We start from the raw sequence: 23,466 nt of genomic DNA on the forward strand, positions 1-23,466 counted from the left end.
GCGTGCACACCCCTTCACCACGTCCAGCACCCCTGCGTGTGCCCGAAAGGGTGTGTGAATGACCGCTCGGCCGTCACCCACCGACAGTCGGCGAGCTCAGCTCGTAGTCGTCGAGCGGGAACGAGCGCGCCTCCTTGAACGCGTTCGCGGTGGACGTCGGGCGCAGCAGAGCCGCCTCGCCGTGCTGGTTGAAGTAGTACGACCGCGACGTGCTGCAGCTACCGGCGTAGAAAACGGAGCCGTCGAGGTTCGCGGTCATCCGGTCCAGGAAATGCTCGTTGGCCTGCTCGGTCACCTCGAACACGTCCGCCCCGCGACGCTTCATCTCGCCGAACAGCCGGGTCATGTGCGCCATCTGGGACTCGATGGTGGTGAAATACGACAGTCCGCTGTACGAGTACGGGCTGGCCAGGGTGAGGAAGTTCGGGAACTTCGGCACCGCGACACCCTCATATGCCTGGAATCGGTTGTCCCGCCACCACTTTCCGAGGTTCCTCTGGTCCCGTCCGATCACCTCGATGGCCGGGAAGTTCACGTCCCACAGGTTGAAGCCGGTCGCGAGGATCAGGGTGTCGATCTCGGTCTTGCGGCCGTCCGCGGTGACGATGCCGTCCGCTTCGATCCGTTCGATGGATGCGGTCTCGAGGGCGACGTTCCTCTTGGTGAAGGTGCGGAAGTAGCTGTTGGAGAACGTCGGCCGCTTGCAGCCGAAGTCGTAGTCGGGGGTCAACGCACTCCGCAGCTTCGCGTCCCGAACCTGGGTCCGCAGGAACAGCCGGGACGCCGCGGCGGCGGCCTTGTTCAGCAGCTTCGCCTGCCTGTAGTGCAGCACAGCACTGACCATCAGGCCCTCCAGCAGTCCGTCACTGACGGCGCGGGCGGCACGTTGGGTGGCCGGCACCTTCGCGAACAGCCGTTGCAGCACACCGGGAATCGGCATGTCCAGCTTGGGTACCACCCAGATCGGGGTGCGCTGATACACGGTCAGCGCGGCGGCCTTGCGGGCAACCTCGGGGATCAACTGGACCGCGGTAGCGCCGGTGCCGATGATCGCGGCCCGCGCACCGGCGAGGTCGACACTGTCGTCCCAGGCAGTCGTGTGCACGATCCGGCCGGCGAACGCGTCGATGCCGTCGATGTCCGGCATGTGCGGCTGCGACAGGAATCCGGTCGCGGTGAGCAGGTAGCGGCCCGTCACCGGCTCCCGACCGTCGATCGCCACCACCCAGTGCCGCGCATCGTCGTCCCACCGGGCTCCGGAGACGACGGCACCGAAACGCATGTAGCGACGCAGGTCGTACTTGTCGGCGACGTGGTCGGCGTACTTCTTGAGTTCTGCGCCGGGCGCGAACAGGCGCGACCAGTGCGGGTTGGGTTCGAACGAGTACGAGTAGGTCACGGACGCGATGTCCACGGCGAGGCCCGGGTAGCGGTTGACGTGCCAGGTTCCGCCGAGGTCGTCCTCGCGTTCGAGGATCGCCAGATTCGTCATGCCGAGCCGGTTGAGCGCGATCGCCGCGCCCATTCCACCGAATCCGGCGCCGACGATCACCGCGTCGAACTGCGTGTTCTGCTCCACAGGCCCACCCTTCCCAGTGTGTGTCACTTTCAGTATCACTCACTTTCCCGCCCCGGAACACCCCGTTTCGGGAATTCCGGGGTTCCTCGGCGAGCGTGACGGTGGTAGGCCGGAATCATGACCTCGACCATCGAGGACCTCGGCCGGGCACTCGACGCGACCGCCGCACTGGTGGCCGCCGTCGCCGACGACCAGTGGTCCGCACCGACGCCCTGCACCGACTGGTCCGTCCACCAGCTCGTCAACCACCTGACGGCCGGCAACCACATGTTCGCGTCCGCGCTCCACCAGCGCCCGCTGCCGGTCGCGGCCGTCGCCTCGCCGCCCGACCTGCTCGGACCCGACCCGGCCGGCTCATTCCGCGCCGCCGCAGATGCCCTCGTGCAGGCGTTCGCGGCGCCCGGTGCCCTCGAGTCCGAGGTCGACCTGCCCATCCGGCGCATGCCCGCGACGGTGGCGCTGAACCTGCGCACCGTCGAGACGATCACGCACGGGTGGGACCTCGCGCGCGCCATCGGGCAGCCGACCGCCTACGACGACGCGGTGATCGAGGAGCAGATCGCGTTCAGCCGGGCGCTGATTCCCCAGCTGCCACCGGGGCGCACCCCGTTCGCCCCGCCGCAACCGGTCACCGACGACGCCCCACCGATAGACCGCCTGGTCGCCCTCCTCGGCCGCACCCCCTGACGCAACCCACGCGGCGAGTGCGCGGACGGGGAATGCCCCCGCATTCCGGTTCGACGTGAAACGCGACGCAATTTAGTTAGTGCGCTATCTATTCGTGTACGCTTCGATTTGTGACCACCACCGACACCGATCCACTCGCCCTCGACCGGCAGGTCTGCTTCGCGCTGGCCGTGGCGAACCGGGCCGTCCTCTCGGTGTACCGCCCCCTGCTCGAGCCGATGGGGCTGACGCACCCGCAGTATCTGGTGATGCTCGCGCTCTGGGGCGAGGCGCCGATGTCCGTCAAGGCGATCGGCGCTGCGCTGCAACTGGATTCACCGACCCTCTCCCCGCTGCTCAAGCGCCTCGAGGCGTCCGGACTGATCACCCGCACCCGCAGCGCGGAGGACGAGCGTGCGCTCGTCGTCGACCTGACGGACGCAGGACGCGCGCTGCGCGACGAGGCGGAGAAGATCCCGCCGGCCGTGGTCGCGGCACTGGGCGTCGGGCTCCCGCAGCTCGAAGAGCTGCACCGCGTCCTCACCGACATCAACAAGGCCGCACTCGCGGCCGGAGCACTGGAGAAGTGAGCGAGAAGTGAGCACACGCAAGATGGGTGTCACCCGCCCCAACCCGCTGCAGTGGATCGCCTACGCATTCGGGGCGAAGCTGCCCGAGTCGATGAACGAGTGGGTCCGCAACGACATCACCGGCGACCACTACGTCGTTCGCCACCTGCTGCGGCAGCAGGTCCCCTTCATCCCGCTGTACCTGGCGTTCATGCTCTTCCCCGGGCCACTGTGGCTGCGCGCGTCGATGGTGCTGCTCGGCATGTCCCTGGCGGTGTTCTTCACGGTGGTCTACATCCACCAGAACCGCGCGCGGCGGCTGCAGAAGAACGGCCTGCCGATGGACCTCGACAACGACAAGCGCCGGGCCGCCCGCGAAGCCGAGATCAGCGCATACGACCGGCTCTGGCGGTAACAGCCCGGGCGCCACACCCGCCGGGTCCGGGCAAAGCGGCGTGCGAACGACGAATCGTTCCTAGAATCAGCGTTTGGTGATCGTCTTCAGCCGTGCGATCGAGAGGACCCAGATGCGCTTCCTCGGACTTGCCGCCACTGCCGCCGCACTCGCCGTGCCTGCCGTCCTCGCGGCACCGGCCGCACAGGCACTGACCCCGCAGACCGTTTTCGGGACGGTGTCCTGCAAGAGCGGGGCGCGCAGTTCACCCCCGGTCGCGACGTACGTCGCCGCCGAGAAGGGCGAATCCGGATGGGCGGAACTCGACGACGTCCCCGGCGCCCACGGGTGGGTCAAGTCGTACTCGTTCACCACCTACGACGCGGGCCGGTTCCGGCTCGTCGTGGCGTGCGGCGGCACGGAACAGCAGCCGAGCCAGGGCGTCGTCACCGGCTGGATGAAGCCGGGCCGGCACAACCTGGTCGTGAACTTCTGACGAACGAGACGCTCAGGCGCCGGTCTCGACTCCACGGCCGGACGCGATCCACGCCTCGGTGCCGCCGGCGACGTTCACGGCGTTGACGCCGGTCGCATTGAGGTACTGGGTCGCCTGCGCGCTGCGCCCGCCCATCGCACAGATCACGTACACCGTGTCCGCGGAAGGAATCTCGTCCAGCCGGGCGGTGAACTCGCTGAGCGGGACGAGCACCGCCCCGGGCACGCGCGCCTGCGCGAACTCGTCGGCCTCGCGCACGTCGATCAGCGGGGCGCCCGCGGCGAGCGCCATCTCCAGTGCGGTCACATCCACTTGCTGCATGTACGTCCTCCAGACAGATCGCCGCCAGTGTACCGATGACGGGGACACCACCAGGTCAGTAGCGGGCCACCGCACCGTCGACGGCATCCTGCAGCCGATCGTGCACCAGCCGCGCGATCGCCGCCGGCTTCTCGGGCAGGTCCGTGACCGGGGTGTCGAAGTAGATGCTCGCGCCGCGGACGTTGTCTGTCCGCCCCTCGCCGGTGCCGCCGTAGCTGATGCCCATGTGCACCAGCACCGGAGCCACACCGAGTCTCACCGCCCGGCTCGTGATGTGCCCGACGCCGCTGCCGACCGCCTGCAACTGCGTCGGATCGCCCTCGTTGCAGGTGCCCTCCGGGAAGATCGCGAGACTGTCGCCGCGGCGCATCCGCTCGGCGCACACGTCCATCATTCGCTGACCTGCGGCGTTGACGGCGCGCATGCCGTGGTTCTTGCCACGGAACACGGGGATGGACCCCATCAGGTCGATCCGGTCCCGCAGCTTGTTCTCGGCGAACAGTTCGTCCTTGGCCAGCACCCGGGTGCGTCCGATCACGGATCGCAGCGGGCTGCGCCACGCCGCCGCGGCCACCGTGTACGGGTCGGATTCGGACAGGTGGTTCACCGACAGCACGATGCTGGCGTTCGACCGCACCGCCGCCCGGATCTTCTCCCGCGCACCGTCCGCGAAACCCACCCGAGGCCGGAACTTCGCCGCCAGCGTCGCGTACGCCGCCTTCGCGAGCAGCCGGTTCTGCTGGTGCGCGAGGTAGAAGTCGTAGACCGCGTCGGAGTTCTCGAGTGTCACGTCGGGCTTGTCCATGGCCCCACTGTACGGATGGGGACCGAGTGGCCCACGTCACGAAACGTGCCATACCACAACGTAATTGACACCGACGGGCGGGGATCCACGCCCCGCGGGACCGTCCGGATCGCGTGGTGACCGGGACCCGCACTAGCATTTGTCCATGACCATCGCCTTCGTCCAGGCCACCTGGCACCGCTCCATCGTCGACCACGCGCGGGACGCGTTCGTCGCCCGCTGGCGCGAGCTGGGTCACGACCCCGCCGACGTCGAGTTCTTCGAGACGCCCGGCGCCTTCGAGATCCCGCTGCACGCACAGCGACTGGCCCGTACCGGCCGCTTCGATGCCGTCGTCACCGCCGGCCTCGTCGTCGACGGTGGCATCTACCGGCACGAGTTCGTCGCCTCGGCGGTGATCGACGGCCTGATGCGGGTCCAGCTCGACACCGACGTGCCCGTGTTCTCCGCGGTGCTCACCCCGCACCACTTCCACGACCACGCCGACCACGCCGACTTCTTCACCGCGCACTTCGACAAGAAGGGCGCCGAGGTCGCGGACGCCTGCTCCGCCACCCTGGCCTCGCTCGCCACCATCAAGTAGCCGAGCACCCCACCAGCGGTTCCCTAATGTCACATCGGGTCACCTGACGACCCCCAATGTGACATTAGGGAACGGCGTCAGGCGTCGAGGCCCGCGAGGAAGTCGAGCCAGATCGCGTTGACCTCGTCGGGCTTCTCCATCTGCACGAAGTGCCCGGCCCCGTCGATGACGTGGGTGCCGACCAGTCCGGGGACCAGGGCGCGCATGGCGGCGAACGGGTCCCGGCCCATCATCTCCAGCACCGGATCACGGGAGCCGGCAACGAACACCGTCGGCACCTCGACCGGGACGTCGTGCAGGGTCTCGTTCTGCTCCCACACGGAGTCCTCGGCGCGGTACCAGTTCAGCCCGCCGGTGAAACCGGTCCTGCTGAATTCGGCGACGTAGTAGTCGAACTCGTCCTCACCGAGCCACGGCCACGGCAGCACCGGCGGTTCCGGGAGGACGTCGAGGTAGCCGTTGCCCTCGGACGGGAACTCCCAGCAGTCCAGGTACCGGTTCGCGCCGGACAGCGCGTGCAGGATCTTCGCGAGGAACTCGCGCGGGTGTTCGTTCAGTTCGACGTCCGCGACGCCGACCTCCTGGAAATAGTGCACGTGCGCGAAGTGCTGGGATGCGAGGTATTCGAACCCGACGGTCGGCCGTACCGGCAGCCTGGGGGTGCGCGGGACGCTGAGTTGCATCAGTGCCCGCACCCGGCCCGGCGCCCACGCGGGCAGGTCCCACACCAGGTGCGCACCGAAGTCGTGGCCGGCGAACACCGCCTGCTCGATGCCGAGGGCGTCGAGCAGGCCCACCATGTCGGCGACGGTGTGCGGCCGGTCGTAGGCGCTCGCGTCGGCGGGGGCACTGCTGCGGCCGTAGCCGCGCATGTCGGGCGCGATCACGCGGTACCCGGCACGCGACAGCGCGTCCAGCTGGTGGCGCCAGGTGAACCACAGGCCGGGGAAGCCGTGGCACAGCACGACCGGCGCGCCCTCCCCCTGCTCGGCCACGTGCAGGTCGATGCCGTTCACCTCGAGCGTTCGATGCGTCAACTGTGACATCACGACCTCCTCTTACGATCCGGTGCCGAGCGGCAGCAGGGACGACGACCCGGCCGCGGACCCGGTGTCCAGGGACCCGGTGCCCGGGATGCTCGGCGGCGGCGTCCACGTCAGGTCGCCGGTGGGAGAGATCGCGACGGCGCCCTGACTGACGGATTCGGCGCCGTTCTCGATGTGTCCCGCCCAGCGGCGGCGGAAGGTGTCGTCCTCCACCACGGTCAGCGCCGCGTCGTACCAGCCCTGCGTCGACGACACGGAGAATGCGGTCTCGGTACCGGCGGCGACGGTCCGGTCGGCGCCCGCGACCCGCGCGGTCACCGGCGTCGCCCCGCCGTTGCGGACCGTCACGGTCAGCGTCCGCGCCCCCGCGTCGACGGCGGTGCGCGCGGTCACCCCCGCGGCGGCGCCGCTCACCGATCCCGCAAACTCGCGCCGGAATCCGTTGGGGCCGAGCACGGTCAGCGCGTACCGGCCCTGCGGCAGCGGCACCGACGACTCGACCGACGACTCGACGTCGAAGTGGCGCGGCGCCTCGAATTCCCCGGCGTACGGGTACATCGCGAGGTGGGCGCTACGGGCGCCGGCGTTCCGCAGCGTGACCAGCAGCGCGCCGCCGTCGAGCACGGCGTCCGCTTCCGGCTGGTACGGCAGCGCCCGAGCGGGGCGGGTTCCGCTCTCCTGCACCGGCATCCGCTGCGCGGTCGGCGGCGACGGCACCCAGCGGGGTTGCAGTGGCGGAGCCGACGGAGGCGCGGTGAGCGACGGCCGGGAGCGAGGCTTCGCGAAGTCGAACGCGCCCGTCAGGTCACCGGCGACGGTGCGTCGCCACCCACTGATCTCCGATTGGAGGAACCCGAACCGCCGCTCCAGGAACTGGGTGACCGAGGTGTGGTCGAACACCTCCGAGGACACATAGCCGCCGACCGTCCAGGGTGAGATCACCAGCATCGGCACCCGCGGTCCGAGTCCCAGTGCCTGGTCCGCGACCCATTCGTCGCCCACCGCACGCGGCGGTTGCGGCGGCGGGACGTGATCGTAGTAGCCGTCGTTCTCGTCGTAGTTCACGAGAACGACCGTCTTCGCCCAGATCTCGGGCTTGGAGGCGAGCGCGTCGAGCACCTGGTACAGCAGGGTGGCGCTCGCGGCGGGCGACGAGTCGGACGGGTGCTCGGAGTCGACGGTCGACGGCACCAGGTACGAGACCTGCGGCAGCGTCCCGCCGTCGACGTCCTTACGGAACTCGGCGGCAAGGGTGCCGGGCCGCGACCGGAACAGCGCCCGGTCGTACAACTGCCGGTCGGCCGGGGAGAGCGAATCCGCCGCGGCGGCAAGGGCCGCCACCGCCGCGTCCTGCGCGGCCGCGGGCATGACACCGACCGCGCCGTAGAACGCGGCCAGTGTCGAGAACTGGTACGGCACCAGCGACGGGTGTCCGAACATCCGGCTCGCCAACTGCTTGAAGGTGACGAAATACTCCAGGTTGTTGTCGGTGAAGTTGTCCCACTCCTGATAGGTCTTCCACGAAACACCCGCCGCCTGGAGGCGTTCGGGGACGGTGGTCCAGGTGTAGCCGCCGTGGATCGGCAGGTAGGCGGAATTCGTCACGGCGCGGGCTCCGCCCGGCTCGAACCCGGTGTATCCGGACACCCAGTAGTTGCGGTTGGGGCTGGTCGACGTCGGCACCGAGCAGTGGTAGGCGTCGCAGATGGTGAACGAGTCGGCCAGTTCGTAGTGGAACGGGATGTCCTGGCGGTCGTAGTACGCCATCGTCGCGGCGGTCTTCGCCGGTATCCAGCCGTCGTGCCAGCCGCCTGCGAGCGCCTCGTGACCGCCTGCCCATTCGTGGTCGAGGGCGGTGACGTTCTGCGTGTCCATCCGCTGCGCTGCCGCGGAATCGCGGATCGGGTACGGCACCACCACGTGGTCGCGATCGGGCTGCTCGTACACGGTGCGGCCGGTGCGCAGCGTCAACGCGTTCGGGTCACCGAAGCCGCGGACGCCGCGCAGCGCGCCGAAGTAGTGGTCGAACGCCCGGTTCTCCTGCATCAGCAGCACCACGTGCTCGACGGAGTCCAACCCACCCGGCGGGACGGGGTTCGCGATCGCGGCCTGCAGCGACGGCGGCAGCAGAGATCCGGTCGCGGCGGCGCCCAGCGCCCCCGCACCGAGCGCCATGAACCGACGCCGGGACATGTTGGGGTTCAAGAAGAAACCTATCGACGTGCGAGCAACAAAATCCGCACGTTACCCAACCGGCCCGGATCCGGGGCGCGAACCGGCGGTTCAGTCGAGGTGGTCCTTCAGCCAGCCGACGACGTCATCGAGCACCTGCTCCTGCTCGGGCTCGTTGAACACCTCGTGGTAGAGGCCCGGGTACTCCTTGTAGGTCAGGTCCTCGGTGCCCGCGGTGGACGCGATCATCCGGCTGCCGTTCACATTCGCCAGCCCGTCCTTCTCGCCGTGCAGCAGCAGCAAGGGCAGCGTCAGCGTCGGCAGCCGCGGCGGCAGGGACTCGGCGTTGAGGATCATGCCGCGGGCGATGCCTGCCGGTACCTTGCCGTGGTGCACGAGCGGATCGTCGTTGTAGGCGGCGACGACCTCCGGGTCGCGGGAGACGAGGTTGGCGTCGAGGGTCTCCACCGGCAGGCCCGGCAGGTACTTGCCGATGACCTTGCCGAGCGCGACGACGATGCCGGGCGTTCCGGAGGTGACGTCGACCGCAGGACCGGACAGGATCAGCCCGGCGAGGTCGGCCTGGTGGTCGAGCGCGTAGTCGAGGGCGATCGCCCCGCCCATGCTGTGGCCGAGCAGGTACACCGGCAGCCCCGGGTGTGAGGCGCGGGCGAGTTCGAACACCCGGTGCAGGTCGTCGGTGTAGTCGTGCCAGTCCTTGAGCTCGACCCGCTTGCCGCCGGAGCGGCCGTGCCCGCGGTGGTCCGGTGCGTACACCACCAGCCCCAGGTCAAGCAGCCGCGCGATGACGTGGTCGTAGCGGCGGGCGTGCTCGCCGAGCCCGTGCGCCAGAACCAGGATCGCGACCGGCTCCCCATCGGGGTTCCAGATGTCGTAGGTGATCCGGGTGCCGTGATTGCCGGTGAACGTTCCCTGTGTGTGCGCCACGTCACCACGATAGGCGCCTCCGGCGCCTGTGCGCGCTTTTCGTCGTCCTGGCCACCAAAAGTGCACACATGCGGCGAAGCCGCCCCGGCCCGGCTACGGTGCGATGCCATGGCAGATCTCCTCGGCACCCCGACCGCGGTTCGACCCCGCCTACGCCGGCTCCTCGACGCGGACGAGCCGCTCCTCGCCCCGGGCGCATACGACTGCCTGTCCGCGCGGCTGCTCGAGGCCGCCGGGTTCTCCGCCGCCTACATGACCGGCTTCGGTACCGCCGCGAGCATGATCGGCCGGCCCGACGTCGGCCTGCTCACGGCCACCGAGATGGCGGACAACGCGCGCCGGATGGCCGCCGCGATCGACCTTCCGCTCATCGCCGATGCCGACACCGGATACGGCAACCCGCTCAACGTCATTCGCACCGTGCGCGAGTACGAGAACGCGGGTGTCGCGGCGATCCAGCTCGAGGACCAGGTGGCCCCGAAACGCTGCGGGCACATGGCAGGCAAGGCCGTCGTCTCGACCTCGGAGATGGTCGCGAAGCTGGAGGCGGCGACCGCGGCCCGCACCGACCCGGACTTCCTGATCGTCGCCCGCACCGACGCCGCGGCGGTCGAGGGTCTCGACGCCGCGATCGACCGGGCGCAGCGGTACGCCGACGCGGGGGCCGACCTGCTGTTCGTGGAGGCCCCGAACAGTGTCGACGAGGTGCACCAGGTGGCGACCCGACTGAAGGGCCACCGGCTGGTGTTCAACTGGGTCGAGGGTGGACGCACTCCCCCGCTGCCGCTGGACACCCTCACCGAACTCGGGTTCGCCCTGGTCCTGTTCCCGATCGGCGCCCTGCTGGCCGCCACCCGGTCCATTCAGGACTTCTTCGCCACCATCGCCAGGGACGGCACACCGGCGGCCGCGCTACCCGGACTACCCGCGTTCGACGAGTTCACCGGGTTCATGGGCCTGCCGGAGGTCAACGAGCTCGGTGCGCGTTTCGGCGACCGCTGACTCCCGGCGCGCAGCGCCCGGTGGTGGCGAGGCGTTCCGCGGCCGGATCTCTCAGGGGACTGCCGGGCTCGGCACACCGGACAGCCAGGTTCGTCGAACACCATGTGAATGCGCAACCGCGCAACACTGTTCGACCGAAAGGTGTATCAACATGGATCTGAGCTACCTGTCCGAGTTCTTCGGCGCGTTTTCCGATGCCTTCAGCGCACTCGACTTCTTCAGCGGCTCCCTGGGCGGCTGACCGCTCACGCGCCTCTGGCACCGCCGCTGCCGTGACGTCGAGCCGGGCCACGCTCCGAGGGATGCGTCCCCGGAGACGGTGACGGTGGCGCGGAACAATCACGAACCAGGGCACGGGAGATTCGACTGCGCATCCGTGCCCTGGTTCGCGGCGCTCGTCACTCTCCAGCGGCCTGGCTGTCGACGCACTAGGCTGGACCCGCGAGCATCGAACGTCCGTCATCTCGAACCCGTGAACACTCACGTCGAGGGAGGCACGGTGACCGATCGACATCCGTCCGAGCCGGCGTGGCCGTCTCTTCGTGTGGACGACTGGACCGCCACGCGCGACACGCTCCACATGTGGACGCAGATCGTCGGCAAGATCCGCTTGGCACTGTCCCCGATGATCAATCATTGGTGGCAGGTGACGCTCTACGTGTCCGCGCGCGGACTGAGCACCGGCGCGATCCCGTACGGCACCCGGGTGCTCGACATCGAGTTCGACTTCGTCGACCACCTGCTGCGGATGCGCACCAGCGACGGCGGTCTCGCCGAGGTGGCGCTCGAGCCGAAGTCCGTGTCCGAATTCTACTTCCAAACGATTCGGGCGTTGTCCGGCATGGGAGTCGAGGTCCACATCCGGGCCACACCGAACGAGGTCGAAACCGCAATCCCGTTCGCGGACGACGAGGTGCACACGTCGTACGACGCCGAATCTGCGACGCTGTTCTGGCGTCAGCTCGTCCAGGCCGACCGCGTGATCCGGGAGTTTCGCTCGTACTTCACGGGAAAAGTCACACCCGTGCACTTCTTCTGGGGTGCAATGGATCTGGCGTGCACCCGATTCTCGGGTCGACCGGCACCGAAACACCCCGGAGGCGCCCCGAACTGCGGCGACTGGGTGATGGTCGAGGGCTACTCGCACGAGCTGAGCAGTTGCGGGTTCTGGCCGGGCGGCGGCCAGGAGGGAGCGTTCTACTCCTACGCCTACCCGGCCCCGGACGGCTTCGACAGCGCCGTCGTCCCGGAGGGCGCCTTCTACAGCGAGCAGTTCCGTCAGTTCCTCTTCCCGTACGAGCGTGCGCGCTCGGCACCGGATCCCGACGCGGCCGTCGGCGAATTCCTGCACAGCACATACGCCGCTGCCGCCGACCTCGGAGGCTGGGACCGCGCAGCGCTCGAGTGCGATCCGCACCGGTGGAGTTCCCACCGTTAGAACACCCACCCGACCTCGCCGGGCACGGTCCCCCGAATGGAGAACGAACTGGATTCGGACCGGGCCCGGGCGGCCTCGGCTACGCGAGGTGGCACGCCACCTGACCGCCGCCGGGGACATCGGTGACCGCGGGGACCTCGGTGCGGCAGCGGTCGGTCACCAGTGGGCAGCGGGTGCTGAACGCGCATCCCGACGGCGGGTTCGCCGGGTCGGGCAGCTCGCCGGTGAGCCGGATCCGGTCGCGGTCGCGTTGCCGGCGCGGGTTCGGGACGGGCACCGCGGACAGCAGGGCCTTGGTGTAGGGGTGCGCGGGTTCGGCGAACAACCGCTCCGACGGCCCCCACTCGACGATCTTGCCGAGGTACATCACCGCCGTCGTCTGGGCGATGTGCCGCACCACCGCCAGGTCGTGGGCGATGAACAGGTACGCGATGCCCAGCTCCCGGGACAGCCGTTCGAGCAGCGCGATGACCTGGTTCTGGGTGGAGACGTCGAGTGCGCTGACGGCCTCGTCGGCGACGATCAGTTTCGGTTCGACGGCGATGGCGCGGGCGATAGCGATCCGCTGACGCTGGCCGCCGGAGAACTCGTACGGGTACCGCTGCGCGTGCTCGCGACGCAGGCCCACCTGTTCGAGCAGGTCCCCGACCCGTCGCCGACGGGCGTCGGCGTCGAGTTCGGTGTGCACCTCGAGCGGCTCGGCGATCGCGTCGCCGACCGTGCGCGCCGCGTCCAGCGACGAGTACGGATCCTGGAACACCATCTGCATGTTCCGGCGGGCAGCACGAAGGTCGTTGCGGGACAACGAGGTCACGTCGACACCGTCGAGCATGACGGTGCCCGCGGCGACGTCCACCAAACGCAGGATGCCGCGCGCGGTGGTCGACTTCCCGGACCCGGACTCCCCCACCAGCGCGAACGTTTCGCCCGCGCGGATGTCGAAGCTGACGTCGTTGACCGCCCGCACCGTGCGCTTGCCACCGAAAAGAGCCGACCCGCTGCGAAACTCCACGTTGAGTCCCCGCACACTGAGCAGCGGGGCCTCCTCGCGCGACTGGACGTCGACGGTCATGAGCATCCCTCCAGGATCAGTTCCTCAACCCTCGCACAGCGCGACAGTCGTTGCCCACCAGCGAGATCGGTGAGGGAAACGTTGCCCTCACACACCGGCTGCCGGTACTCGCAGCGCGGCGCGAACCGGCACCCGCTGGTGATCGTGCCCGGGACAGGCGGGGAGCCGGGAATCGTGTGCAACTCGGCGCGGCCGTCGATCGACGGCACCGACTTGAGCAGGCCCTCCGTGTACGGGTGACGGGGCGCGTCGTACAGCTCCGCGGTGTGCGCCCGCTCCACGACCTGTCCCGCGTACATCACCACCACTTCGGTGCACAGGTCCGCGACGACACCGAGGTCGTGGGTCACGAACAGCACTCCCATGTCGAATTGCGCTGCCATGTCGCGGATCAAGTCGAGCACCTGCGCCTGGATGGTCACGTCCAGCGCGGTCGTCGGCTCGTCGGCGATCAGCAGTTTCGGCTCGCACGCGAGGGCCATCGCGATCATCACCCGCTGGCGCATGCCACCGGAGAACTCGTGCGGGTACTCCTTCACCCGCCGGGCCGCGTTGGGGATGCCAACCAGGTCGAGCACCTCGGTGGCACGGGCGAGCGCCGCCTTGCGACCGACGCCGCGGTGCCGTCGGACCACCTCGGCGATCTGGTCGCCCACGGTGAACACCGGGTTCAGACTCGTCATCGGCTCCTGGAAGATCATGGCGATGTCGTTGCCGCGCACCGACCCCAGTTCGCGTTCCGACGCCGCGAGCAGATCCTTGCCCTGGAACAGGATGCGGCCACCGGTGATCCGCGACTGCCGCTGCGGCAGCAGCCGCAACACGGTCGAACAGGTGACGCTCTTCCCGGACCCGGACTCGCCGACCAGGCCGACGAGGTCACCGGCCCGGACGTCGAAGGTGACGTCCTGCAGCACCGGCGTCCACCCTCCGTGGGTGAGGAACTCGACGCCGAGCCCCTCGACGGACAGCAACGGGGTCCCGCTCATCGCTCGCTCCTGTTCTCTCGCCCGACTGAATCGCGGATGCCGTCGCCGAGGGTGTTGCACGCCAGCACGGCCAGGATGATCGCCACCGCCGGAATCAGCACCGGCCACGGCGTGTAGTTCCACGCCTCCCGCCCCTCGGCGAGCATCCGGCCCCAGCTCGGGTTCGGAGGCTGCACGCCGAGGCCGAGGAAGCTCAGCGACGACTCCGACAGCATCGCGAATCCGCACGCCAGGCTGATCTGAACGATCAGCGGCGAGAAAATGTGCGGCAGAATGTGCTTGCGGATGATCCGGCCGGTGGGCGTGCCGATACTGCGGGACGCCTCGATGAACGTGTCCTCGCGCACCGAGATCACCGCACCACGGACCACCCGGTAGAACCGGGGCGCGAAGACGATGCCGATCGCGATCATCGCGTTGGTCAGGTTCGGTCCCATGACGCCGACGATCGCCATCGCGAGCAGCAGCGGCGGAAAGCTGAGGAAGGCATCCGCGACACGCGAGATCACCGCATCCCAGCGCTTTCCGAGGAAGCCTGCGACCAGTGCGGGAACCACGCCGATCACCAGTCCGACCGAGACCGAGATCGCGGCCGCGGACACCGCGACCCGCATCCCGTACATCAACCGGGACAGCGTGTCCCGGCCGAGGTTGTCGGTGCCGAGCAGGTAGCCGTCGCTCAGCGGCGGCAACCGACGCGCCGTCAGGTCCTGGACGAGCGGGTCGTGCGGTGCGATGAGCGGGGCGAGCAGACCGACGACGGTGATGACGATCAGGAACACCGCCGACACCAGTGCCGCGCGGCGGCCACGGAACCGGCGCAGGAACCGCCGGCGCGGCGACTCCACGCTGTCGGCGACGGATTCCGCAGAGACCGACGAGGATTCGTCCAGTGCGGTCATGCCGCCCTCCTGGTCTTCGGATTGAGGTAGCCGTACGAGATGTCGACGATCAGGCTCATGACGACGGTGGCGAGCACACCGAAGATCACCACCCCCTGGATCGCGGGCAGGTCTCCGGACAGCACCGACTGAACCGCGAAGTCGCCGAGACCCTTGAGCCCGAACACCGACTCGATGACGGCCGTGCCGCCGAGCAGGAAGGCGATCTGCATGCCCAGGACGGTGGCCGTCGGGATGAAGGCGTTCTTCAGCGCGTGCTTGACCAGGACCGTGCGACGGGGCAGCCCCTTCGCGGTCGCGGTGCGGACGTAGTCCTGCTGCATCACGTCGATCATCGAGCTGCGTAGCTGGCGGGCGATCTCCGCGGCGGCCGCGACACCGAGTGCGATCGCGGGCAGCAGCAGATGCGACAGCCACGGCCACAGTCCCTTGTTCAGGGGTGCGTACCCGGTGGCGGGCAGCATCTTCAGGTTCATCGCGAACAGCATCACCAGGAGAAGCGCGAGAACGAAGTTCGGGGTGGCGACCCCGAGCGTCGAGCCGATGCTGCTGACCCGGTCCTGCCAGCTGCCGGGCCGGCTACCGCCGACGATGCCGGCGGGAATCCCGATCAGCAGCGCGATGACCACCGAGACGATGGCCAGCGACAGGGTCACCGGGATCCGGTCGACGATCATGTCCAGCACCGGCGCCTTGTAGGTGAAGCTGGTGCCGAGGTCCCCCTGCAGCAGACCCGTCAGGAAGTTCACGTACTGCACGACCACCGGCCGGTCGAGACCGAGTTCCTGCCGGACCATCTCGATCTGGTCGGGGGTCGCGGACTCCCCGGCGATGCGGTGCGCCGGGTCCCCCGGGATGAGGAAGACCAGGCTGAAGGTGATCGCCGTCGCGATGAGCAGCAGCGGTATCACCGCCAGCAGCCGGCTGGCGATCAGGCGTAACACGAAACGGTCCTCCTCGTCGGTGGGCGGGTCACTGCGCGGCGGCGATCCCGACGCCGCCCCATTCGTCCATCGCCCGGTACGGCTGGTAACCGACGACGCGATCGGTGACGATGCCGCCGAGGTCCGCGAAGGCCAGAGGCACCATGGGCGCCTGCTCCATCACGGCCGCGGAGGCCTCCGCGATCCGCTCACCGCGGACGGCGGGATCGGATTCCCGGTTCGCGGCGTCGAGAGCCTCCTGGAACCCGGGCATCGTGTCCTTCGACGGATTCTGCGGTGACGTCGGCGAGTAGTAGGTGGTCAGCAACAGTGACGGATCGGCGCGGCCGACCACGGTGGTCAGGACGGCGTCCAGTTCGCCCCGGTTGAACACCGGCGACATCTCCTGCGGGGTCATGATGCGGATCTCCATCCGAACGCCCACCTTCGACAACTGCTCCTGCACGATCTGGGCGATCAGCTGGTTCTCGGGCAGATTCATCACACCCGCGGTGAAGGTGAAGCCATTCGGCACACCGGCCTCGGTGAGGAGCTTCCTGGCCGCCTGCTCGTCGTAGGTGTACCGGTCCGCCAGATCGTCGTTGTAGGCGAAGTAGCCGGACGGGAAATTCTGGCTCGCGGCCTCACCGTGACCTTCGAGCGCGGCCTGCGCGATGACCTCGCGGTCGATCGCCCGGGTGACGGCCCGTCGGACGTCGACCTTGCCGAACTCGCTGCGCGTCCGGTTGAAGTGCAGCACATAGTGGTTGAGGCTGGTCTGCACCTCGGCCTCCAGGCCCTGCTGCTGCGCCGGGTCGATGATCAGCGGTGTCGCGATCGCGGCGTCCATCTGGTCGGACGACAGCGCGGCCAACCGGGTCTGGGGGTCGGCCATCACGGTCCAGCGGAAGGTGTCGGCCTTCACCGACTCCGGGTCCCAGTAACCGTCCCAGGACGCGAACTCGTATTCCGCGCCCGGGGTCGAGCGCGCCACCGTGTAGCGGCCGGCGCCCACCGGGTTCAGGACCAGCGCCGCGTCCTTCTCCGGGGTGCCGAAGGCGGCGGGGCTGACCATCATTCCCGGCAGGTCCGACAGTGTGAGGACCAATTGGGCACCCGGACCATCCAGCCCGAGCACCACGGTCCGCCGGTCGGGCGTGTCGATCCGGACGACCGGCGCCAGCATCGTGGTGGTGATCGAGTCCGGCTGCTTCGCCCGTTCCAGATTGGCCTTGACCGCGGCGGAGTCGAAGGGCGTCCCGTCCTGGAACACCACCCCGTCCCGCAGGTGGAACATCAGAGTCGACCCGTCCGCGGAGAACTCCCACGACTCCGCCAGCCCGGGAACGGGATTGGCGTCCGCGTCGCGGTGCACGAGCCGGTCGTAGACCTGGGCGAGCAGGATGTTGTCCTGCGCGACCTTCGTCTTGTGCGGATCGAACGAGGACGTGCCGTACGTCGTTGCGTAGCGGAACGTCGCCGTCGGATCGGTCTCCACCGAACCCGACGAGGACGCTGTCTCCGTCGAACTCGAACATCCTGCCAGCAGGGCAACGGACAGCCCGATCGCGGCAATCATCCTACGAGACAATGTCACTCTCCCCCATTCACCTACCGTCGTTCTGGAAACCCCGATCCGAACCGGTCGAGGAACGCGCGATTCGTTCAGTTCGCGGCAACCCCGACGCCGCGCCACTCGTCGACGACCCGGTTGGGTTCGTATCCGACGACCTGGTCCGAGGTGATCGCCCCGAGCTGTGCGAAAGCGATCGGCAGCATCGCGGCCTGGTTCATGAGCACCTCGTTGACGTCACCGAGCAGCGCGGCCCGCTGCGCCTCGTCCGTGGCCCGGTTCGCGGCGTCCATCGCCTCACGGAATCCCGGGATGTCGTCGTGGGACGGGTTCTGCGCCGAGTTCTGACCGTAGAACGATGTCAGCAGCAGCGACGGGTCCGCACGACCCACCAGCGTCGTCAGGATCGCGTCGAGTTCGCCGCGGTTGAACGCGGGGTTGAGGTCGGTCGGTGTCATCGACCGGATCTCCATCGTGATGCCGACCTTCGCGAGCTGTTCCTTCATGATCTGACCGATCATGGTGTTCTCCGGCAGGTTCGACACGCCTGCGGTGAACGAGAATCCCGCGGGGACACCGGCCGTCGTCAGCAGATCCTTCGCCTTGGCAGGGTCGAAGGGGTACTGGCCGTCGAGCGCGTCGTCGTGCGCGAAGTAGCCCTTGGGGAAGTTCTGGCTCGCCGCCTCCCCGTGGCCCTCCAGCGCGGACGCGACGACGGCGTCCCGGTCCACGGCGTGTGCGAGGGCCTGGCGCACCTCGACCTTGCCGAACTCGCTGCGCGTCCGATTCAGGTTCAGGACGTAGTTGTTCAGGCTCGTCTGCACCTGGGCATCCAACCCCTGGCTGGTCGCCGAGTCGATGGACTGGGGGGTCGCGATGCCGGCATCGAGCTGTCCGGACGCGACACCGCCGACGCGGGTCTGCGGGTCGGTCATGACCGTCCACTGGAAGTTCGCGGCCCGTACCGCTTCCGGATCCCAGTAGCCCTGCCGGGCCGTGTACTGGTACTCGGCACCGGGCTGCGCCTTGACCACCGTGTAGCGGCCGGCCCCGACCGGGCTGAGCACCAGGGCCGCGTCCTTCTCCGGTGTGCCGAATGCGTTCGGGCTGATCATCATTCCGGGCAGGTCGGACAGCGTGAGGACCAGCTGCGCGCCGGGGCCGCTGAGCCGCAGCACCACCGTCTGTGCGTCCGGCGCGTCGACGGCGGCGATGCCGGCGAGCATGGATGCGGTGATCGAGTCCGGCGCCAGGGCACGTTCCAGGTTCGCCTTGACGGCGGTCGCGTCGAGCGCGGCGCCGTCGGAGAAGGTCACACCCTCGCGCAGCTTCAGCGTCAGCGCGGTTCCGCCCGCGTCGAACTCCCACGACTTCGCAAGTCCGGGTACCGGATTGCCGTCGATGTCACGGTGCACGAGGCGGTCGTAGACCAGGTTCAGCATGGTCGAGTCGCTGGTGATCTTCGTCTTGTGCGGATCGAAGGAGGAGGCACCGTAGGTGGTGGCGTAACGGAGGGTGGCGGTCGGGTCGACGTCGGCGGTCGTGGCACCACCGGAATCGGTGGAACCACAGCCGGCAACGAGGGCGGCGGACACCGCGAGCGCGGCCGTCAGCTTTCGTGAGAACACAGGCATCCTTCGGTCGGGACGGGAGGGGAGTCTCGGTTCGGGCTACTCGGCGGCGAGGCCGACACCGCGCCACTCGTCGATGAGCAGGTTCGGCTCGTAGCCGACGACCCGGTCGTCGAGAGTCGATCCGAGCGCGAAGAACACCAGCGGCAGGGCCAGGGCGTTGTCGCTGACGATCCTGGACACCGCACCGATCTTCTGACCGCGCGCGGTCAGGTCGGACTCCGAGTTGGCGGCGTCGAGCGCCTCCTGGAAGCCGGGAGCGTTGGCGTGCGAGGGGTTCTGCGGCGACGCGGCCCCGTACAGCGAGGTGAGCAGGATCGACGGATCGGCCCGGCCGGTGAACGTGGTCACGATCGCGTCGGCGTCACCGCGGTTGAAGGTCGGGGAGGCGTCCGCCGGCGGCAGTGGGCGCAGCTGCATGTCGATGCCGACCGCGGCGAGCTGCTGCTGCACGATCTGCGCGACGAGCTGGTTCTCCGGCAGGTTGAGCAGGATCGCGGTGAAGCTGAAGCCGTTCGGCAGTCCGGCCTGGGCCAGCAGCTGCTTGGCCTTCTCCGGGTCGTACGGGTAGGAGTCCTCGAGCCCGGAGTCGTACGCGAAGTACTGCTTCGGGAAGTTCTGGGTCGCCGCCTCGGCGTGCCCCTCCATCGCCGTGTCGGCGATGGCCTGACGGTCGATCGCGTACGCCAGCGCCTGGCGCACCTCGAGTTTCGTGAACTCGCCACGAGTGCGGTTGAAGTTGATGGCCATGTGGTCCATCCGGATCGGCGCCTCGACGGTCAGGCCCTGCTGCTCGGCGGCGTCGATCGTCAACGGCGTGATGATCGACGCCGACAGCTCGCCGGAGGCGACGCCGTTCATCCGCGTCTGTGGATCGGTCATCACGGTCCACACGAACCGCTTCGACTTGACCGCTTCGGGATCCCAGTAACCGTCGCGCGCCTCGAACTCGTACTCGGCGCCGGGCTGCGAACGGGCCACCGTGTACCGACCGCTGCCCGCCGGCGTGAGTGCCAGCGCCGCGTTCTTCTCCGGGGTTCCGAAAGCGTTGGGGTTGACCATCATCCCGGGCAGGTCGGACAGGGTGAGTACCAGCTGGGCGCCCGGCCCCGACAGTGCGAGGACCGCGGTCCGCGGGTCGGGTGTCTCGACGCCGGTGAGCACCGTGAGCATCGCGGCGGTCACCGAGTCCGGCTCCTTCGCCCGGTCCAGGTTCGCCTTGACCACCGCGGAGTCGAAGGGGGTGCCGTCCTGGAAGGTGACGCCGTCACGCAGGTGCAGCGTCAACTTGCCATCGGCGACCTCCCACGACTCGGCCAGTCCCGGAACCGGATTGGCGTCCGTGTCCCGATGCACCAGCCGGTCGTAGACCAGGTTGAGCATGGTCGCGTCGCTGGTGATCTTCGTCTTGTGCGGGTCGAAGGAAGAGGCGCCGAAGACCGTTGCGTAGTGGAACGTGGCATTCGGGTCCACCGCCGCCGTGGACGGCGAGGTGTCGGCACTGCCGCATCCGGCGAGCAGGGCGGCCGTGAGGCCAAGGGCAACAACAAGTCTGCGTGACATACACATTCCTTCGCGAGGCGCACCCGTGCCGTGGTGAAGGCACGCGGGAACACACCGAATCCGTCGGTCTGCCGCGAACGTATGCGGTGTGACGGGGAGCACTTTCATCCCGTCTCGCTCAGTGGGACCTGAGCGAGCGCGAGAGCCGCCGTCCCTGATCTCCCGAAGGACCGGCGCGCCCCGGTCCCACCCCGCGGGACCGGCCCGCCGGGTACGGTCCCCCGAATGGAGAACGAACTGGATTCGACCCGGGCCCGCGCGGCCGCGGAGGCGGCACTGGCTGCGGCACAGCAGGACGGCAAGCGGATCAGCGTCGCCGTCGTCGATCATCGGGGCCACGACGTGCTCGTGGTTCGCGGGGACGGCGCGCCGTGGTTCACCGCGGGCGTGGCACGAGCGAAGGCCGCCACGGCCGCGCTGATGGGGGCGGCGTCCGGCGATCTCGCCGGACTGCGGGCGGCCCACCCGGAGTTGATCGACCTGATCGGCGCGCAGACCGCGCAGCCGATGACCACCCTCGCGGGCGGGGTGCCGGTGCGCCTGGCCGGCGTGGTGGTCGGCGGAATCGGGGTCAGCGGCGCCGACCCCGACGAGGACGTCGCGTTCGCCCGCGCCGGTCTGGCCGCGCTCCGGGCAGTCGGCGATCAGCCGCCGGCGTGACCGGAGATCAGTCGATGTCGTAGACCACCGAGACGGTGACCGTCAGCTCCTGTGTTCCCGGTTCGACGGGCGTCGACGCGACCTGATCGGACTGCATCCGCCCTGGCAGCGGACCGGGTGGCGCGGCGGCGACCTCGCTGATCCACCGCACGCCCCCGAGTTCCACCCCGGCGGCGTCGGCGATCTGACCGGCCTGGGCCTTGGCCTGCTCGACGGCCTTCGCGCGGGCCTGGGCGCGGAGGTCGCTGTCGTCGCCGATGGAGAAGGTCATCTGCTGTACCCGCACCGCGTCGCCGGCCGCGGCGGCCGCCGCGTCGATCAGGGCGCCTGCGCCGGCGATGTCGTGGACGGTGGCGGTCACCTGGTTGGTCACCTGGTAGCCGGTGATGTCGGTCGACGCAGGCGCGAACGTCGGCTGCACCGAGAGTCCGCTGGTGGCGATGTCCTTCGACTCGATGCCCCTGGACTTGAGGGAATCGATCAGCGCGGTTGCCTTTTCGGCGTTCGAGGCGAGGGCGGCTTCGGCGGTCGCGGCCTGGGTCTGCACGCCGAGAACCACCGTGGCGGTGTCGGGTGCGGCGGTGACCTTGCCGACGCCCTGTGTGCTGATTCCCGGTGGCGGAGACTCGGTACCACCGGTCGCGGTGTCCGCGGCGCAGCCCGCCACCAGGACCACACTCGCCGCCGCGGCCGCCGCACCCACCGCCCGCAGGGTCGCCGGGTGTGCTGCCCGCCAGGTTGCCATGCCCAACTATGACCCAGCGGTCTCGGTCCCGGGGCGGTATCCCGCCCGGCGTGTCCCGATCCAGGCCAGGGCCGCTCCGAGCGCCACCGTCGTACCGGCGAACAGAACCATCAGGTTTCGGGTGTCGAGCAGACCCGGTCCCGCGGTGCCACCGGTCTCGATCACCGCAACGGGGGCGGCCATCGTCGTGGACATCGCGTCCTGCTGCACGCCACTGCGGGCGGGGATCGCGTCGATGCCCTTCGTCAGCTGTTCACCGAGCTGCGTGGACACCGACTTCAGCTGCGAGACCCCGGCCAGGATCTGATCCGTGGTGCTGCCCAACAGTTCCGGGGCCTGCGCGGCGATCGGCCCGATCCCCGACTGCAGTTGGCCTCCGGCCTCGGAGAGCTGGGCGGACACCGACTCGAGCTGCCCGAAGCCGCTGCCGATCGCGCTGCCGAGGTCGGTGTCCGGTCCCACGCCGGTGCCGAGCAGTCCGGTGATCGCGGTCAGCTGCCGGGACAGTTCGGCGAGGTCGGCCGACGTGCGCTCGAGCGAGTGCGCGGCGTCCGCGTCGAGCCCGACGACCCGCGATGCCACGGCGTCCAATCCCGTTTCGAGGCGACCGACGCCGGTCGTCACGTCACCGATCGTCACCCCGAGTTCGGTCAGTCGCGTGGACAGTTCGGTCGCAGGCCCGCGGGCCTGCGACACCATCCCCGACACCTGACCGGCGACGTCCACGAGCTGGTTCGCGCCGTCGTTCGCGGTCTGCAGGTAGGGCAGCATCTCCTCGACGCCGCCGAGCATCTGCCGGGCCTGGGTGTCCGCGGCCGCGGTCGCGGTGGTCAGCAGTTGGGCGGGCAGCATCGCCTGCTGCAACTGCGCGCGCGCCGACGCCATCCCCGACAGCAGGTTCCTGATGCCGGTGGCCGAGGTGACCTCGGAGACGGTCGCCGTCAGCCGCGACATGGCGTCCGCGTCGGCCGCGGCGCCGCGCCGCACCGACAGTTCTGCCTGCCGCGGGGTGGTGCTCCCGAGCGAGACGACGGCGTCGGAGAAGTCCTCCGGAATGGTGACGGCGGCAAGGTAGTTCCCGGCCGCTGCGGTGTCGGCGTCCACCACCTCCCAGCTGAAGTCCCCGGACGACTCGAGGGTGCCGATCACCCGCTCCCCCATCCCCGCGGACCCGGTGTCCTCGTTGACGATCGCGACCGCCTGCGACGACGGCGCCGGCGACCGGAGACCGAGACCGAGTCCGGCGCCGACCACGAGCACCCCCACGGTCAAGGCAAGGACGGGCCACCAGCGGCGCAGACGGGACTCGGACAGTGCGGAGACGGCCATACATCCGACCGTACGGACTGTTCCTGGCGTGGCACTGGCACGCGATTGAGAATTCCCTGG

General features: G+C 69.2%; 23 protein-coding genes. 8 read left to right on the forward strand and 15 right to left on the reverse strand.

From position 1 onward, the window contains the following. Positions 1-73 precede the first annotated feature (73 nt). On the reverse strand, positions 74-1,525 hold the full coding sequence (locus tag ACWDUM_RS06845; RefSeq protein WP_450112055.1) for a flavin-containing monooxygenase: 1,452 nt from the start codon (positions 1,523-1,525) through the stop codon (positions 74-76). Between the two features lie 171 nt (positions 1,526-1,696). Here ACWDUM_RS06845 and ACWDUM_RS06850 point away from each other — a divergent pair, with 171 nt between their 5' ends. The 4 genes from ACWDUM_RS06850 to ACWDUM_RS06865 all read left to right on the forward strand — a co-directional run bounded on the left by ACWDUM_RS06850 (position 1,697) and on the right by ACWDUM_RS06865 (position 3,704). Continuing rightward, positions 1,697-2,266, forward strand: a complete 570-nt coding sequence (locus tag ACWDUM_RS06850) for a TIGR03086 family metal-binding protein (protein WP_450133395.1) — start codon at positions 1,697-1,699, stop codon at positions 2,264-2,266. Between the two features lie 110 nt (positions 2,267-2,376). Next, complete coding sequence (locus ACWDUM_RS06855; RefSeq protein WP_450111966.1) at positions 2,377-2,835, forward strand: MarR family winged helix-turn-helix transcriptional regulator; 459 nt, start codon at positions 2,377-2,379, stop codon at positions 2,833-2,835. 22 nt (positions 2,836-2,857) lie between these two features. Continuing rightward, positions 2,858-3,229: a DUF5313 family protein gene (locus ACWDUM_RS06860; RefSeq protein WP_450112054.1), complete on the forward strand. Its 372-nt coding sequence runs from the start codon at positions 2,858-2,860 to the stop codon at positions 3,227-3,229. 73 nt (positions 3,230-3,302) lie between these two features. Further along, the gene (locus ACWDUM_RS06865) at positions 3,303-3,704 is read left to right on the forward strand and encodes a hypothetical protein (protein WP_450111965.1); all 402 of its coding nucleotides are present in this window, start codon (positions 3,303-3,305) and stop codon (positions 3,702-3,704) included. A 12-nt stretch (positions 3,705-3,716) separates the two neighbouring features. On the opposite strand, the gene ACWDUM_RS06870 is transcribed toward ACWDUM_RS06865, so the two are convergent. Both ACWDUM_RS06870 and ACWDUM_RS06875 read right to left on the reverse strand, forming a co-directional pair. Beyond that, positions 3,717-4,025, reverse strand: a complete 309-nt coding sequence (locus tag ACWDUM_RS06870) for a rhodanese-like domain-containing protein (protein WP_450111964.1) — start codon at positions 4,023-4,025, stop codon at positions 3,717-3,719. A gap of 55 nt (positions 4,026-4,080) precedes the next feature. Continuing rightward, the gene (locus ACWDUM_RS06875) at positions 4,081-4,830 is read right to left on the reverse strand and encodes a lysophospholipid acyltransferase family protein (RefSeq protein WP_450111963.1); all 750 of its coding nucleotides are present in this window, start codon (positions 4,828-4,830) and stop codon (positions 4,081-4,083) included. Between the two features lie 145 nt (positions 4,831-4,975). On the opposite strand from ACWDUM_RS06875, the gene ACWDUM_RS06880 reads away from it, so the two are divergent. Next, a complete protein-coding gene (locus tag ACWDUM_RS06880) occupies positions 4,976-5,413 on the forward strand; it encodes a 6,7-dimethyl-8-ribityllumazine synthase (protein ID WP_450111962.1) in 438 nt (145 codons plus the stop codon). A gap of 77 nt (positions 5,414-5,490) precedes the next feature. On the opposite strand, the gene ACWDUM_RS06885 is transcribed toward ACWDUM_RS06880, so the two are convergent. The 3 genes from ACWDUM_RS06885 to ACWDUM_RS06895 form a co-directional block, all read right to left on the reverse strand. Then, positions 5,491-6,459, reverse strand: coding sequence for an alpha/beta fold hydrolase (locus ACWDUM_RS06885; protein WP_450133396.1), 969 nt, complete (start codon positions 6,457-6,459; stop codon positions 5,491-5,493). Positions 6,460-6,471: 12 nt separating this feature from the next. Continuing rightward, the gene (locus ACWDUM_RS06890) at positions 6,472-8,664 is read right to left on the reverse strand and encodes a phosphocholine-specific phospholipase C (protein WP_450133397.1); all 2,193 of its coding nucleotides are present in this window, start codon (positions 8,662-8,664) and stop codon (positions 6,472-6,474) included. A gap of 78 nt (positions 8,665-8,742) precedes the next feature. Continuing rightward, positions 8,743-9,579 (reverse strand): alpha/beta hydrolase, encoded by an 837-nt coding sequence (locus ACWDUM_RS06895; RefSeq protein ID WP_450133398.1) that lies wholly within the window; start codon positions 9,577-9,579, stop codon positions 8,743-8,745. 108 nt (positions 9,580-9,687) lie between these two features. Here ACWDUM_RS06895 and ACWDUM_RS06900 point away from each other — a divergent pair, with 108 nt between their 5' ends. Then, the gene (locus tag ACWDUM_RS06900) at positions 9,688-10,581 is read left to right on the forward strand and encodes an isocitrate lyase/PEP mutase family protein (protein ID WP_450133399.1); all 894 of its coding nucleotides are present in this window, start codon (positions 9,688-9,690) and stop codon (positions 10,579-10,581) included. Positions 10,582-11,080: 499 nt separating this feature from the next. Beyond that, positions 11,081-12,019, forward strand: coding sequence for a DUF5996 family protein (locus tag ACWDUM_RS06905; protein ID WP_450133400.1), 939 nt, complete (start codon positions 11,081-11,083; stop codon positions 12,017-12,019). 79 nt (positions 12,020-12,098) lie between these two features. Here ACWDUM_RS06905 and ACWDUM_RS06910 read toward each other — a convergent pair whose 3' ends face one another. From ACWDUM_RS06910 to ACWDUM_RS06940, 7 genes are all read right to left on the reverse strand, one after another. Beyond that, entirely contained in the window at positions 12,099-13,091 is a 993-nt protein-coding gene (locus tag ACWDUM_RS06910; RefSeq protein ID WP_450111956.1) for an ABC transporter ATP-binding protein, read from the reverse strand. Continuing rightward, complete coding sequence (locus ACWDUM_RS06915) at positions 13,088-14,080, reverse strand: ABC transporter ATP-binding protein (protein WP_450111955.1); 993 nt, start codon at positions 14,078-14,080, stop codon at positions 13,088-13,090. The genes ACWDUM_RS06910 and ACWDUM_RS06915 overlap by 4 nt, the downstream gene beginning before the upstream one ends. Beyond that, positions 14,077-14,982: an ABC transporter permease gene (locus ACWDUM_RS06920; RefSeq protein WP_450133401.1), complete on the reverse strand. Its 906-nt coding sequence runs from the start codon at positions 14,980-14,982 to the stop codon at positions 14,077-14,079. Before ACWDUM_RS06920 ends, ACWDUM_RS06915 begins: the two co-directional genes overlap by 4 nt. Continuing rightward, entirely contained in the window at positions 14,979-15,926 is a 948-nt protein-coding gene (locus tag ACWDUM_RS06925; protein ID WP_450111953.1) for an ABC transporter permease, read from the reverse strand. The genes ACWDUM_RS06920 and ACWDUM_RS06925 overlap by 4 nt, the downstream gene beginning before the upstream one ends. A gap of 28 nt (positions 15,927-15,954) precedes the next feature. Beyond that, positions 15,955-17,484 (reverse strand): ABC transporter substrate-binding protein, encoded by a 1,530-nt coding sequence (locus tag ACWDUM_RS06930; protein ID WP_450133402.1) that lies wholly within the window; start codon positions 17,482-17,484, stop codon positions 15,955-15,957. 86 nt (positions 17,485-17,570) lie between these two features. Beyond that, positions 17,571-19,112, reverse strand: a complete 1,542-nt coding sequence (locus ACWDUM_RS06935) for an ABC transporter substrate-binding protein (protein ID WP_450133403.1) — start codon at positions 19,110-19,112, stop codon at positions 17,571-17,573. 36 nt (positions 19,113-19,148) lie between these two features. Further along, positions 19,149-20,672, reverse strand: coding sequence for an ABC transporter substrate-binding protein (locus ACWDUM_RS06940; RefSeq protein ID WP_450133404.1), 1,524 nt, complete (start codon positions 20,670-20,672; stop codon positions 19,149-19,151). A 225-nt stretch (positions 20,673-20,897) separates the two neighbouring features. Here ACWDUM_RS06940 and ACWDUM_RS06945 point away from each other — a divergent pair, with 225 nt between their 5' ends. Then, positions 20,898-21,332 (forward strand): heme-binding protein, encoded by a 435-nt coding sequence (locus ACWDUM_RS06945; protein ID WP_450133405.1) that lies wholly within the window; start codon positions 20,898-20,900, stop codon positions 21,330-21,332. A 7-nt stretch (positions 21,333-21,339) separates the two neighbouring features. On the opposite strand, the gene ACWDUM_RS06950 is transcribed toward ACWDUM_RS06945, so the two are convergent. Together ACWDUM_RS06950 and ACWDUM_RS06955 are read right to left on the reverse strand one after the other, a co-directional pair. Next, positions 21,340-22,077, reverse strand: coding sequence for an SIMPL domain-containing protein (locus ACWDUM_RS06950; protein ID WP_450133406.1), 738 nt, complete (start codon positions 22,075-22,077; stop codon positions 21,340-21,342). Positions 22,078-22,083: 6 nt separating this feature from the next. Then, entirely contained in the window at positions 22,084-23,406 is a 1,323-nt protein-coding gene (locus ACWDUM_RS06955) for a YhgE/Pip domain-containing protein (protein WP_450133407.1), read from the reverse strand. Between the last annotated feature and the right edge of the window lie 60 nt (positions 23,407-23,466).

The sequence above is a fragment of the Rhodococcus sp. NPDC003322 genome, assembly GCF_053589555.1.